Genomic DNA, 14,320 nt, shown 5'->3' with positions numbered 1-14,320 from the left:
AACGATCTATTTGTCAGTCATTGTGGGTTGATACACTACTAATGCTGCCCATTCTCTAATGGCTGGTTTATGTTTTTTTATTATAGGTAAGTAGGATTTGGAGCATTATTCATGGACATGAAAGCTATCCCATTTGGTACCACCGACTGGTCAGAAGTTAAGCCCACTCAACATCCCGGCGAAAAAGGTTTTGCTCTATGGCGTACATGCCAGTTCGGAGATATTCGCGTTCGTATGGTTGAATATTCAGCTGGCTACCTTGCTGATCATTGGTGTTTGAAAGGGCATATTTTGCTTTGTCTTGAAGGTGAGTTGAATACAGAGCTAGATGATGGTCGTGCATTTGTTTTAAAGCCAGGTATGAGTTATCAGGTAGCTGATAATGCTGAGGCTCATCGGTCATCTACGAAAGTGGGAGCTAAACTTTTTGTGGTTGATTGATGGAGTATTTTTATTACTTGTAAGCTTCTGGGAGGCCTAGCCTCCCATTGCTATGTTTTTTTGAGTTTATAGTAGCGCTTCGCTCGAGTTTGATGGTACTTCTAAGCCATAACTTGCAACTGTGCTGCCCACAACGTTAGCTGTATGTGTCTCTGTTGCAAAGTGTGCTTCAGTTGATGTGCCTAAAGACGAAAGGGGGCTAATCACTGCAGCAAACCCTTGAGCCTGAGTAGTAACACCAGCAGCTAAATTATGTTCTACTGATTGAGTAGAAAAATTATTTAAACCACCAGCAAAAGCCTGTGAAGCGAAAAGTGCAGAAGTGATCAGTGTAGCGTTAAGTAAATTTTTCATGTTGAGTTACTCCAGTAATGTAAGTTGATGTGTGTACTTTAACGACCATTACTGAAACGAAACTGAAAAATAATATAAAGTATGATTATTTTATTACATAAAGTTTTTAAACCTTTATGCGTGTAATTTATTAAAAAGGAATGTTCTATGGATATCGATAAAACAGGGATTATTCTTAATACAGAAAAATATGATGAGTGTGTTGCGTTTTATCAAAACTTATTTTCACTTAAGGTTATTTTTGAAAAAAATGAAGAAGAATTTAAGCTGACTAGCTTCGAATTTGGCGGTGCTTATTTGTTGGTAGAAACAGGAGGCTTAGCCAAAAATAAACAGAAATTGATATCTGAAAACTCAACAAAGATACGTTTTAATGTCACTGATATTGAAAAGGCCCTAGAGGAAGTTATCCAATACGGTATAGCGGCGAAAATAGAGACATATGAGTGGGGAAAAACGATTAATATTACAGACCCTGATGGGAATCGAGTCGGTATTAGAGATATCCCGAAGTTATGTCGTTCTTTGTAGAGATGAGATGTCTAACTATTTTATATTAAATGCTTATGGGAGGGGGTACCTCCCATTTTTGTATTAATAGCGTTTATAGAAGTACTTCAGTAGAGCTTGCAGGCGCTTCCAAACCAAAACTTGCGACTGTGCTGCTAACAGTGTTTGTTGCATGTGAATCCGTTGCAAAGTGTGCTTCAGTAGATGTGCCTAAAGAGGAAAGGGGGCTAATCACTGCAGTAAAACCTTGAGCCTGAGTAGTAACACCCGCTGCTAAATTATGTTCTACTGATTGAGTAGAAAAACTATTTAAACCACCAGCAAAAGCCTGTGAAGCAAAAAGGGCGGAAGTGATCAGTGTAGCGTTAAGTAAAGTTTTCATGTTGTGTTACTCCAGTAATCTAAGTTGATATGAGTACTTTATAACTCGCTACTGAAATGAAACTGAAAAAATAAAATTATAAAAAATATATGTTTTTTTATAATAGTAATAATTAGTTTTTATATTAATATGTGTTGGTATTACTGTATATATTAATACTTTATAGGTTTTCTTATGCTTTCTGTTGAAAGGCTCTTTATCATGAAGATAAAGAGCCTTTTAAGAGGATATATGAATTAGTTTAGAGCTTCACTCGGGCCAAAAATTTCAAAGTGTAACTGTTTTTCGGCTACGCCTAACTGGAGTAGAGTCGTGTATATTGCTTGCATAAAAGGTAGCGGCCCGCAGAAATAGAATTCGGCATCTAATGGGCAGTTTTCTTTTATTAGCTGGGCTGTCATATAACCTTCATGGTTATAATCAGTTTCTTTTGTAGCACCTGTCACGTCATCATAAAAAACAACTTTTGTCAGGTTAGGTAAGTCGTTGTTTAGGGCGTTGATATGCTCTCGAAACGCATGGGTTTGGCGATTACGGGTGCCATGCAGCCATGCAATTTTTCGTGTTGAGTTTTGTAGGGTTAAGTCATTTAGCATGCTTAGTAATGGAGTGACGCCTACACCTCCACTGATAAGGACAATAGGCTTATCTGATTCGTCTAAATAAAAATTCCCACCTGGTGCGTGGACTAAAATTGTGTCTTCTACATTGATTTTATCGTGAAGAAAATTAGAAGCAACGCCAGCAGGGATGCCATCTTGTAGTGTTGGTTCACGCTTAACAGAGATGCGATAGTGCTCACCATTATGTGAATCTGACAAGCTGTATTGGCGCAGTTCTGTGTTCTCTAAGTCAGCGTCAGTAATTTTTAAGCTAATATATTGACCAGGTTTATAATGAGGCAATGGTTGTCCATCAACTGGTTGCAGGTAGAAGGAGGTGATTTCGCTGCTTTGACTAATTTTTTGAACGACACGAAAAGGTTTAAAACCAGACCAACCACCTACAGCATTTTGCGCATCGTCATAAAGTGCCTTTTCTGCACCCACGAGAATGCTTGTTAATTGTCCGTAAGCTTCTGCCCATGCGCTGATTACAGCGTCGGTTGCAACGTCTGCTCCTAGCACTTCACGAATAGCTTTTAACAAGTTTCTGCCAACAATCGGATATTGTTCGGGTTGAATGTCTAAACTGAAATGCTTAGCTGCAATGCTACCGACGGCATCCCCAAGAGCTTCTAGCCGGTCAATATTGGCTGCATAACCCAGAATGGCGTTAGCAAGGGAGGCTGGCTGGCGGCCATTCTTTTGGCTTGCCATATTGAATATATCTTTGAGCTCAGGGTTTTCTTCAAATAAAAGGTGGTAGAAATGCTGGGTGATCTCTTCTCCACGTTCTTGAATAACAGGTACGGTTTGTTTAATTATTTCGATATTTGACGCTAGCATAGAATGTCTCATTTATAGATGTATTTTGGATGCATTAAAATGGATGCTTATTAAAATGTCAATAAAATACATCTTTAATTGCAAACTAAATGAAGTTAGCTAGCCTTGTCTGCTAAGTGAAAAATTGAACGGTTTTTGCAAACAATCGGGCTTTTAAATACTTTGGATGTTCTGGCTAAGTGTGTGTTTTTTGTAAAGGGCGGGGCGTTTTTATATTCTGTAACTAGAATGAAAAGGCGGTACTATCATATTTATTCAAAAACGATGGGAGACTTAGCCTCCCATTTTTGTGTTGAAAACATTTATAGAAGTACTTCAGTAGAGCTTGCAGGCGCTTCCAAACCAAAACTTGCGACTGTGCTGCTAACAGTGTTTGTTGCATGTGCACCCGTTGCAAAGTGTGCTTCAGTAGATGTGCCTAAAGAGGAAAGGGGGCTAATCACTGCAGTAAAACCTTGAGCCTGAGTAATAACACCAGCTGCTAAATTATGTTCTACTGATTGAGTAGAAAAATTATTTAAACCACCAGCAAAAGCCTGTGAAGCGAAAAGGGCGGAAGTGATCAGTGTAGCGCTAAGTAAAGTTTTCATGTTGTGTTACTCCAGTAATCTAAGTTGATGTGAGTACTTTAAAACTCATTACTGAAACGAAACTGAAAACAATAAGATACTTTTAAAAGAAACTTCAAGTGCGCTAATAAATCGCATTAGCAGCCAGTATCATTTGTTATAACTTATAGCCACGCTTTATAAAGTGTGGCTATAAGTTGGGTGCTGTTGGCGTTAGTTAGTTTGCGATGCATGATGTGCTTGTGCTTCGAGTTCTGCTTTTAAAGCAGGCTCGAATTTTAATTGTCGAGCGAGCTCTTCTAGATAAGCTTTTTCCATAAAACTATCTTCATCAATAACTAATAAGCTAGCCAGGTACATCTCTGCTGCCATCTCAGGAGAATTTGCGTTACGGGCGATATCGGCAGGATCTAACGGCTTGTGCAGCTCTTGCTCGAACCAGTGTTGTAATTCAGGGTCATTGATTATCCCTGCAATCCCTTGATCAATTAACTGGCGCTCATGTTCGTCAATATGACCGTCTGCTTTTGCTGCACCGATCATTGCACATAAAACAGCACGGCTATGATTCTCGGCTTCTTGCGCTGGTAGGGCGTTTATTGGGCGCGCAGCAGGGGCTGACGAATTATCTTGTTGCTCTTGCCAGTTATTGTAGGCTTTGTATGCAACAGTACCTAAAGCAGCGAGACTGCCGTACGTTAGTACTTTTCCGCCTATCTTACGTCCTTTTTTGCTACCCAGAAGTAGTCCAAGAACTCCGCCAGCAAGTACACCACCGCTGGTGCCTGATAGCAGGTCACCAAGTGCTGATCTATCTTGCAGTTTACCGGTGGTATCAGTGCTATTGGTGTTTTTGTTCTGTAAAAAATCTGTTCCTGATTTAAGGAGTTGGTCTAGTAAGTTACGTGTATCCATAAATATCCCTAAAGGTTGTTTATATGGCTATTCGACACCGGTTACACAGAATAATTACTGAGTACTCAGTCATTCATTTTCTATCTATGCACTCTGGTTGAGAGTAGTTTTGTTTTATTGGTAACAGTGTTTAGTAAGCCATCTTGTGTGGAATGAAAGAAGAAAATGAGCCAGGTAAGCTGGCTCAGTGTAATTTAAATCAAGTCTCCTGGTGAAGGCGCTGGAGAGCTGGATTTATTCGAGTCTGTATTGGCGAAGCCTATGCTCGCTTGAGCGGCTTCCTGCAAGAAATCCCAACTGAGTACGGCTGCAGCGTCATCGAATGTATAACCGATACCCGCATCAAGTCCGAATGATTTATTGGTATAAGGATAAAAAGTTGCGCCTACTGCTGCGACGAATTCATCTTCATCGTCACTTGATAGTGCTTTAACAGTGACACCAAACTCGCCATTAAATGCATAGCTTAATCCAAACATTATGGCAGGATCAGCTTGAGCGGTTGACGTACATAGAATAGATAAGGTGAGAAGTAGAGTTTTTTTCATGTTGTCATCCTTGCACCCAATTGTAGGCCGTCCTGCATCAGGGTGCTTAGATGTTGAACGGTTAACTACTTGTAATACTGCTGATAGGACAAGTTTCAAAATAGGGAGAGCCTTTCGAGTATTGCGTTATGGCATCCTAGAAAAGTTTCTAATTTTGATCATGCAATTTTTTTTTAGATGAGTCTAGTGCAGTTTTTCAAACCTTGTGCTACTGCCAGTTAGTTGCTTGTATTCATAGGAAAAATAAAAATTATACTTTAGGGAGGTTAACCATAACGATAAGAATTGATGTAAGTATGGACACTTAACCGTAACGCTTGAGGATTTCCATGTACTTACTAACCTGCGCTGAGGTGCGTTGCTCAGGGCTGAGTTTGTCGGCGATAGTTAGCGCTGTTTTTAAATCATTTATGGATTGTTTCTCATCTTCTGTGAGAATTTTAGAGTCATCGCTCTTTAAATAGTGATCAAGTTCGGCTGCGGCTGTTGCTGGGTCGATAGGAAATGTTTTTGATTTTGATCCATCGAGGTTATCGAGTATTTTTTTTGATTTATCCAACACAGATAACAGACCAGATACACCTTCTTCATCTTTTACACGCTCAAATATGGTGTCTAAAGCAGACTTCAGTGTTGTGAGGCTTTGCGTAGATTTACTTCCGTCACTGGTAAGCGGTAAACCTTGGTTCAACTCTGTTGCTTCGCTTTTGCTTAATAACCCTATTTCGGATAGTCGATTAATAAACTGTTGTGAAATATGAAAATCAGAGCCGGTAATATCAAACTCTTTGTTCATCTGGGCCAACATTTCTGCTCGTGAGCTAAATTCTGGCTGAGCACTTTGTGATTCTGTTTCTTTCGCTACCGAAGTGTCTGTATTTGAAACTGATTTAACATCTTCTGCTTTAGCTGGATCAGTTTTAGCCGTACTTGATGCGAGTGGGTTGCTGTGGAGTGTGATCAAGTTAGGCCTCAATTAAGTCCGTTTATTTATGGCAAACTATAGCATGATTTTTCTTCTTGTAAGCAAGACGATTCACAGAATTGAACAGTCAAAAAAGCGGCATAAACATCTTGTTTCTGCCGCTTACGAGTAGCCCTTATCTGCGCTTTGCGAGCTTCTTTTCTTGGGCTAGCTGGTCGGCTAGGTATTCTTCATAGGTGCCCTGGAAATCGACAAGCTTTTTGTCTTTTATTTCGATGACCCGCGTAGCCAATGATGATACAAATTCGCGGTCATGGCTGACAAAAATAAGTGTGCCAGGGTAGTTTTCCAATGCCAAGTTTAACGCTTCAATTGCTTCCATATCGAGATGGTTAGTTGGTTCGTCCATAATTAGGACGTTAGGATTAGACATCATTAATTTGCCGAATAACAGACGGTTTTTCTCACCACCGGAGCAGACTCTTGCTTTTTTGTTATAGTCATCAGCAGAAAATAGCAGCTGTCCAAGTATGGAGCGAACAACCTGGTCGCCATGTTTGGGTTTGCGCCATTGGCTCATCCAGTCAAATACGTTGATGTCAGAGTTAAAATCAGCGGTGCTATCTTGTGGGCAGTAGCCAAAAGATGTGTTTTCAGACCATTTAACTGTGCCTTCTTTCGCACTTAATTGATCTAGCAAGCAACGTAATAGTGTGGTTTTACCTGCACCATTTTCGCCGATAATGGCCAAGCGGCTACCTGCATCAAGGATGATATTACCACCTGTAAATAGTGGTTCTCCTTCAAACCCGTGTCCTAAGTTTTCCAGAACGAGCGCCTGACGAAATAGTTTTTTATCTTGTGTGAAACGGATAAAAGGATTAATACGGCTAGAAGGTTTGACTTCGTCAAGTTTGATTTTATCGATTTTTTTAGCGCGTGAGCTAGCTTGCTTAGCTTTAGAGGCGTTCGCTGAGAAGCGGCTAACAAACTGCTGCAGGTCAGCAATTTGAGCACTCTTTTTCGCATTTTCTGATAACAGACGTTCCTGGACTTCGGTTGCAGCCATCATGAAGTCGTCATAGTTGCCTGGATAGACACGTAGCTCGCGATAATCGATATCAGCCATGTGAGTACACACAGAGTTGAGGAAATGGCGGTCATGCGAGATGATTACCATTGTACTTTTTCGCTCATTTAATAGTGCTTCCAACCAACGAATAGTGTTGATATCCAAGTTGTTGGTAGGCTCATCCAATAATAAAATATCTGGGTTTGAGAATAGCGCTTGAGCTAGTAATACACGTAATTTCCAGCCCGGAGCAACACCGCTCATTGGACCATAAAAAAGAGACTGGTCAATACCGGCACCTAGCAATATTTCTTCAGCACGGCTTTCTGCACTGTAGCCATCCATTTCGGCAAAAATGACTTCGAGCTCCGCAACCTTCATGCCTTCTTCTTCAGACATCTCAGGTAAAGAATAGATGCGCTCTCGTTCCTGTTTTATCTCCCACAGTTCTTTATGACCCATGATGACAGTATTAACGACACTGAATTGTTCGAAGGCGAACTGGTCTTGATGTAGCTTACCAACACGTTGGTTAGGGGATATCGAGACGTTACCGGAAGTCGGTGCTAGGGTACCATCCAGAATTTTCATGAACGTCGTTTTACCGCAGCCATTTGCGCCAATCAGGCCATAACGATTACCGTTACCAAACTTTACAGAGATGTTTTCGAACAATGGCGTGGTGCCAAATTGCATGGTGATGTTTGCGGTGGAGATCAATGGATTATTCCTGAATCTGGGAAGCGTTTAGAAATGCTGCATGAGCGGTACGGTACTATAAAGGATTGTGCAGCGATTCAAAGGGGGAGATGCATATTATTGGATAAATTTTGTGCAATAGTTAGTAGGGTTATGGATTTGTCCTATTGCGGTATTAATAACTCTACGCTCATGCCTTGGTCTATCCATTTTAGCTCAAGCTTCCAGCCAAGGCGGTCGCAAATTTTCTGTACAAGAATGAGCCCTAACCCAAAGCTATTGTCATGATCTGTATGTGTTACATGACTACGATTAGTGATAATGATTCGGTATTGATCCACAGATAACTCAATTTCTCCCTGATCAGTATACTGATAGGCATTACGCAAGAGGTTGCTGAGAACAATCCTTAGTGGTGTGTGAGGTAAAGCTTGCTCGGTCAGCCCACTGACATAATTACGTGTGACGTTTACTTCTTTATCTTGTAGTAGGTAATCCAGCTCTTCGCTGAGTTCATCCAGCAGTATGTCAGGCCTTATCTGCTTTAGTGTGGGGGCTGTTTCATTTTCTCGGCTGAGCCAAAGTAAGGTTTCAGTCAGTTGTTGCATACTTTGGTTAGCCCGGCTAACTCTTTCTATAGGTCTATGCAGCTCTGTCGGTATACCAATTTTCTGTAATAACTCCATATTGGCACGAATTATTGCTATAGGTGTACGTAACTCATGGCTGGCATGACGAAGAAATTGGTGCTCACGATTCATTAGCCCTGATATTCGTTCAAATGCTGATAGCAGTTGTTCTGCAATACTGTTTAGCTCACGAAAGTGAAAATTAGGGCGTGTTTGTTGCAAATTTGAGAGTACCAGAGAATCTGCCCAAAGGGCTAAGGCCTGGGTATAGCGGTTGATTCGTTTGTTATACAACCAAATTGCCAGCAACATCAATAACAGGTACACACCTCCAAATAGAAAAACCTTATTAAGTTGGTCATCAAACTCTTGCTGCTCTTCTTTGGTGAGTAAGTTGGCTTGGTAGTCGACAACCGCATATAGAATGCGCTGATCCGGAAGCGTATGTTGATAGACGATGAGGTAACGTGAGTCTTTCCACTCTTCTTCTCCATGCGGGCTCCAGTCATACTCGACAAATTCTTCGTTTTCGAGCTCATCTTGCTTAATTATCTGTCTATAGATAGGGGGGGCTTTCTGTAAATCGTCATAAAAAACTCGAAGACTTGTGCCTGTGGGTAGTGGCGTGCTGGGGTCCTCACGATAGCGCGCCTCAAAGGCGCGGGTTTCCATGAGAATAAATCCCTCGACAGCATCTGTCATGCCATCCTCAAAGAAAGATATTAAGGTGATGATGAATGCAAAGGCAGAGCCGGCAGCCAAGCTAAGAATGTACAGGCTTAGCTCTCGACGCATCGTTCGGCCAATAGGCTTGGTTTTCTTATCAGGCATTGTTAATGACAAACCCTTGCCCTTTTACTGTATGTATTAAGGGTTTGGAAAAGGGCTTATCCACTTGTTGTCGCAAGTGGTACATATGAACCTTTAAACTGTTTGTGTCGGGCAGATCATTCGGCCATAAGACGTGTTCTAGTTCTTGCCGGCTGACTATAGCTGGGCTCGCTCTTAATAGCGTTTCTAGTAGCGTCCATTCACTTGGGGTGAGTTTTATACTTTGCCCATCTCTGGTGGCGGTTTTAGTGTCTAACTCCAGAGTTAGGCCCGCTGTTTGTAGCTTTCTTACCTGCCCACTGCGGCGTTTAGCTAGCGCTTGTATACGTACGATTAGCTCTTCGAGTGCGAAAGGTTTGACTAAGTAATCATCAGTACCCGCGCTGAACCCTGCAATTTTATCATCCAATGTATCTCGAGCCGTTAACATCAATACTGGGGTGTCGATACCCTGCTGACGAAGTTTTTCGCATAAGGTGAGTCCATTCATTCTAGGGAGCATTAAGTCCAACAACAGTACATCGTAGCTGTTCTCAAGCACTAGCGTTAAACCTGCTTGGCCATTGTAGGCATGATCGACACTGATTTTTTCAAGTAGTAAGTAATCTGCTACTGATGCCGCCAAATCTCGGTCATCTTCAACCAGCAAAACCTGCAGGACGTTATTGTTCATAAAGCGATATCTGCTTTCAATTGACGGGCCTTACGTTGAGCCAGCCAGTGGCGAATGTTTAGGTCATCACTGATTAATACTAATGCCGGAATCAGTAATAACGTGATCAAAGTAGCAAACAGAATACCATAGCCCATAGCGACTGCTGCGGGTATTAGAAATTGTGCATTCTCAGCTGTTTCCCAGATGAGTGGTACTAAGCCTGCGTAAGTCGTAATTGACGTTAAAATGATTGCGCGCATCCTACCGCATCCAGCTTCAATCATGGCGAGCCGTGCTGGTTTTCCCGCCGCTCGGTTTTCATTGTAGCGACTGATCAGTAGCAAGCTATCGTTAACCACAACACCAGACAGCGCCAGAATACCAAACATTGATAACAGACTGAGTGGAATACCATGTAACCAGTGACCAAGTAGGGCGCCAATTACACCGAAGGGAATAGCGCTCATAATCATGAGAGGTTGAATATAGGATTTCAGTGGGATGGCCAGCAATGCATAGATTGCGATCAGTGCTACTAAAAACGCTCCTTTTAATGAGCCCGTGGTTTCCGCTTCTTCTTGGGCTTCACCCGCAAACGTGACGGTGAGGTCTGGATAATCTTGTTGTAGCTGAGTCAGTAATTGCTTATCTAAGCTATTAAGAACTTCAGTCGGTGATGCGACCATTTTATCTAGATCGGCGCTAATGTAAGCAACTCTGCTACGATCAATATGCTCTATTTCATCAGAGACATAACGTGTACTGATGTGGGCAACCGTTCGAAGTTGGACTATCTGACCATTGGGTGTTCGGATGCGTGCTTGTTCCAAATCCTCAATGCGGCGACGCTGTTCGTCAGGGTAGCTAACTTTTACTTTGACTTCATCTCGCCCTCTTTGGATACGTTGAATTTCGTAACCTTGGTATGCCTGTTGAATTTGTTGTGCCAACATAGCGGTGGTTAGCCCCATAGCTTCTCCAGCGGGAAGTAGCTTGAGATCTATCTGAGCTTGGCCTGCTTTAATACTGTTCTCGATGCCAGACACACCACTGAATTGGGCCAGTGCATTTTGTACTAGCGGCGAGGCTTGTTTAAGTGTTTGTGCTGATTCAGAACGCAATTCAATCGTAATATCTGCGGCGCCTTCCCATGCAGTGACAAACTTGAGTTTACGTACGGCTTCCATCGCACTAATTTTTTGTTGCCAAAGATCAGCAATTTCAGAAGTACTTAATGGACGCTCGGTTCTTGGTGAAAGCCCTGCAATAATGGTGGCGCTGGTGTTCCCGGTTAACGTCATTAGGTGTGGTATGGGCTCACTGCTAAGTTGGTGTTTTTCCTGTAGTTGCCTATTTACCTGCATGGCAATTTGCTCGATCTCTAATGCTTGTGCTTGTACCAGCCCGTAACCGGCTTGATCCTCTAATTCTAACTGCACTTCGATGAAGTCACTGGGGATATCCGGGAAAAAGACAGAGCGTATCTTCCCTGAGGGAACCAATCCACCCACTAATATAAACAGCGCAATAGCGAGTAATACTGTTGTGTAGCGAAAATTCAGAACCTGATGAATAAAAGGCCGGTAGATTTTACGGGTAAAAAATCTAAGGCCTTGGTTGGTCTTTTTTTGTAGCCAACCCCATCCCTTGCTAATAGGGTTCTTTGCTGATTTATTCTCCATTTTAAGGTGCGCTAAATGAGCCGGTAAAATCAATTTTGATTCAATCAACGAAAAAATTAAGCAAAAGGCAGCAGCATAGGCAAAGAAACTAAAAATTTTCCCCATTTCTCCCTCTACCAATGTTAATGCCATAAAAGCAACGACGGTTGTTAAAACGCCAAATACTGTGGGTACTGCGACTCGTTGCGCGCCACTAATTGTTGAATTCAAGCTAGCACCGTGGCGCTGTCGCTCAGTATAGATACTCTCACCGACTACGACTGCATCATCCACCACGATGCCTAAAGCGATGATAAAGCCGAAAGTAGTCAGTTCGTTTAGGGTCATATTAAATAGGCGGGCGTCCATCAGCAGCATGGCGCCGGCAAAAATAACGGGAAGCCCAGCGCCTACCCAAAAGGCGACTCGTACGTTTAGAAACAGAGCGAGCAGGAGCATGACGAGTGCTATGCCCATAATGCTGTTTTTAAGTAACAGGTTTAGACGATTAGCGATATATATGCTTTGGTCATTCCAAACGGTAATTTGAATGCTGTCGGGTTGTGTCAGGCGAAAGTGTTTAACCTCTTTCTGAACGGCAGTAGATATTTCCATGATATCGGAGCTGGAGTACATTTTCACATCTAACCAGATGGCTCGTTCACCATTAAAGCGTGACAGCACACCGGACTGCTCGTAAGCATCCTTAACCGTGGCAATATCTGCTAACGTCAGTCGTTGGCCACTCTGTGTTTGTTTGATGAGAATCGATTCAAAGTCTCGTAGTTGGTAACGTTGCTGATCTGCTTTAACAATGAGGTAACCATCTTTACTGAATAACTCACCTCCAGCGACAGTGAGGGAAGAAGCTGCAACCTTATCTGCTATATCACGGATAGTAAGCTCTAGTGCTTGCAGTTGCTGCTCATTCACTTGAATACTGATTTCTGGCGTGTGTCGGCCGTTACTGTTGACCCTTTCTATAGCGGGGTTGTTTAGTAATTTTTTGCGTAAAGTGCGAGCGCTCTGTTGCAGAACATCTTGTGGAACATCACCAGCAAGATGAACGGAAACCGCATCTTCAAGATAAATCTCACGGCTGATGATGGGGCGTTCTGCGTCGTTTGGTAAGGTAGCTATACCATCCACGCGGTTTTTGACGTCTCTGTATAGTGTATCTAGATCGTAGCCGCTGGTTCTATTAACCGTGATCGAAGCACTACTGGTGTTTGATGTGCTGGTTACTGTTTTGATTCCCTGCACACCTTGTAGGGCCTCTTCTATCTTTGAAGTCACACCTTCTTCAACTGATCGAGCTGATCCGGTGTCATATTCGACACTAATGCTGACGCTATTGGGTGGTAGCGGAGGAAAGGCTTCGACCCGTAGATTAAGTGCTGATATGACGCCTGCTACTAATATTAGGGCCATGAGAAGATTCGCCGCTACTGGGTTAGAAGCAAACCAGGCAACCCAGCCTTTCGAGGTGACTTTACTCATCAGTTAGCTCCGTTTGCATAAGCTAGAGATTTGGCTACTGGCCCTGTTGTGTATGGTTCAACTTCCATGTCAGGCAAATAACTTGCTAAAGGTTTTACGACTAAGGCTATTTGTTCTGGTAATTGTTTTTGTGGGATATATAGCTTTCCGTTGGCGCTGAACAACGGCTGGCTTTTGTGCCTTTGGAGGCGGTCATTAGTGATACTCCAGATATAACCATCAGCGGTTAGCGATGTGCTTGGAATTTCGAAAAGGTTATCTATCGAGTGACCTTTGATCCGTGCGCTGATAAAGCTACCCGACAATAATGGAGGTTGCTGAGCTAGCGGGTTTTTTACGTGGATAGTCAGGCTGCGTTGCCGGGTTGAAGGATCAATTGCGGCCGATAAGGGGCTTATTCTCCCTTCCCAGTGACTTTCTGGTTGATCGGGGTTGTGCAGTTGAACTACGGTTGCACTTAAATCTTGTGGTAGTTGTTGCCACTGGCTAGCGGATAAGGTCAGAACCATTTCTGCTTCAGCGCTGCCGCGCAGGGTTGATAGAGTGTTTCCCGCTTCTACATAGCTTCCTAGAGCAGCGTTTCGGTTGATAACAACACCACTAAAAGGTGCTTTTATAGTTGTTTCTGCGAAGTTCCTACGAGCGTGAATTAAGCTGCTTTTAGCTGCTTTATAACGTGCCTGAGCTAGCTTTAACTGTGGTTTACGTAGAGCAAGGGCGCTAGGTCTTTCAGACAAGCCTGAGCGTTGCCAATCGGTCTTTGCTTGACGTTGTTGTTGCTTTTCTTTTTGTAAATCTAAATTAGCTTCAGCTAAGTTTTGATGAGCAATTGCCAGTGCTTCGCGGTATTCAGTATCATCAAGACGTAGTAGAGCATCCCCTTTAATGACTTGTTGGCCGTTAGTAAATCTTTGCGAGCGCCAAGTAACTCGGCCGCTAACAAGGCTGCTGAGGCTGATTTCATCGCTTGCCCTCACTTCAGCATAACTTGTTACAACGCCTTGGTGTGCAGCACTATTTAGCTGAATAACAGAAACTCGAGGGACTGCAATTTGAGCTTCAGACTGCTCAGGCTCATTCTGAATACTGATAGCATAATTGGTGTAACCGATGGCTAGAGGAATTGAGACTAAAGCGATGGTCGTTAGTAATATGTGATATCTGCGTTTTTTCTGTTTCAT

The 14,320-nt window shown here is 42.7% G+C and carries 14 protein-coding genes; 2 read left to right on the top strand and 12 right to left on the bottom strand.

The window, feature by feature from the left end:
* Positions 1-111 precede the first annotated feature (111 nt).
* Positions 112-441 (top strand): DHCW motif cupin fold protein, encoded by a 330-nt coding sequence (locus tag G511_RS0104680; RefSeq protein ID WP_028468608.1) that lies wholly within the window; start codon positions 112-114, stop codon positions 439-441.
* A gap of 66 nt (positions 442-507) precedes the next feature.
* On the opposite strand, the gene G511_RS0104675 is transcribed toward G511_RS0104680, so the two are convergent.
* A complete protein-coding gene (locus G511_RS0104675; RefSeq protein ID WP_028468607.1) occupies positions 508-795 on the bottom strand; it encodes a hypothetical protein in 288 nt (95 codons plus the stop codon).
* A gap of 147 nt (positions 796-942) precedes the next feature.
* On the opposite strand from G511_RS0104675, the gene G511_RS0104670 reads away from it, so the two are divergent.
* A complete protein-coding gene (locus tag G511_RS0104670; RefSeq protein ID WP_028468606.1) occupies positions 943-1,326 on the top strand; it encodes a VOC family protein in 384 nt (127 codons plus the stop codon).
* A 73-nt stretch (positions 1,327-1,399) separates the two neighbouring features.
* Here the strand turns inward: G511_RS0104670 and G511_RS0104665 are convergent, their stop codons facing one another.
* The 11 genes from G511_RS0104665 to G511_RS0104615 all read right to left on the bottom strand — a co-directional run bounded on the left by G511_RS0104665 (position 1,400) and on the right by G511_RS0104615 (position 14,320).
* Positions 1,400-1,687, bottom strand: coding sequence for a hypothetical protein (locus G511_RS0104665; RefSeq protein ID WP_028468605.1), 288 nt, complete (start codon positions 1,685-1,687; stop codon positions 1,400-1,402).
* A gap of 236 nt (positions 1,688-1,923) precedes the next feature.
* A complete protein-coding gene (gene hmpA / locus G511_RS0104660) occupies positions 1,924-3,135 on the bottom strand; it encodes an NO-inducible flavohemoprotein (RefSeq protein WP_028468604.1) in 1,212 nt (403 codons plus the stop codon).
* Positions 3,136-3,437: 302 nt separating this feature from the next.
* Complete coding sequence (locus G511_RS0104655) at positions 3,438-3,725, bottom strand: hypothetical protein (protein WP_028468603.1); 288 nt, start codon at positions 3,723-3,725, stop codon at positions 3,438-3,440.
* A gap of 192 nt (positions 3,726-3,917) precedes the next feature.
* Complete coding sequence (locus tag G511_RS0104650) at positions 3,918-4,619, bottom strand: tellurite resistance TerB family protein (RefSeq protein ID WP_028468602.1); 702 nt, start codon at positions 4,617-4,619, stop codon at positions 3,918-3,920.
* A 194-nt stretch (positions 4,620-4,813) separates the two neighbouring features.
* Entirely contained in the window at positions 4,814-5,167 is a 354-nt protein-coding gene (locus G511_RS21795) for a hypothetical protein (protein ID WP_051221552.1), read from the bottom strand.
* Positions 5,168-5,471: 304 nt separating this feature from the next.
* Entirely contained in the window at positions 5,472-6,131 is a 660-nt protein-coding gene (locus G511_RS0104640; protein ID WP_028468601.1) for a hypothetical protein, read from the bottom strand.
* A gap of 136 nt (positions 6,132-6,267) precedes the next feature.
* Entirely contained in the window at positions 6,268-7,884 is a 1,617-nt protein-coding gene (locus G511_RS0104635; protein WP_028468600.1) for an ABC-F family ATPase, read from the bottom strand.
* A 143-nt stretch (positions 7,885-8,027) separates the two neighbouring features.
* Positions 8,028-9,335, bottom strand: a complete 1,308-nt coding sequence (locus tag G511_RS0104630; protein ID WP_169565711.1) for a sensor histidine kinase — start codon at positions 9,333-9,335, stop codon at positions 8,028-8,030.
* Positions 9,316-9,996, bottom strand: a complete 681-nt coding sequence (locus tag G511_RS0104625) for a response regulator transcription factor (RefSeq protein ID WP_028468598.1) — start codon at positions 9,994-9,996, stop codon at positions 9,316-9,318. The genes G511_RS0104630 and G511_RS0104625 overlap by 20 nt, the downstream gene beginning before the upstream one ends.
* Positions 9,993-13,139 (bottom strand): efflux RND transporter permease subunit, encoded by a 3,147-nt coding sequence (locus G511_RS21790; protein ID WP_036551264.1) that lies wholly within the window; start codon positions 13,137-13,139, stop codon positions 9,993-9,995. Before G511_RS21790 ends, G511_RS0104625 begins: the two co-directional genes overlap by 4 nt.
* A complete protein-coding gene (locus G511_RS0104615) occupies positions 13,139-14,320 on the bottom strand; it encodes an efflux RND transporter periplasmic adaptor subunit (RefSeq protein ID WP_028468597.1) in 1,182 nt (393 codons plus the stop codon). The genes G511_RS21790 and G511_RS0104615 overlap by 1 nt, the downstream gene beginning before the upstream one ends.

It is taken from the genome of Neptunomonas japonica DSM 18939 (assembly GCF_000422765.1).
GTDB classification, from domain to species: domain Bacteria; phylum Pseudomonadota; class Gammaproteobacteria; order Pseudomonadales; family Balneatricaceae; genus Neptunomonas; species Neptunomonas japonica.
This window is presented reverse-complemented; position numbering and strand designations above follow the sequence as displayed.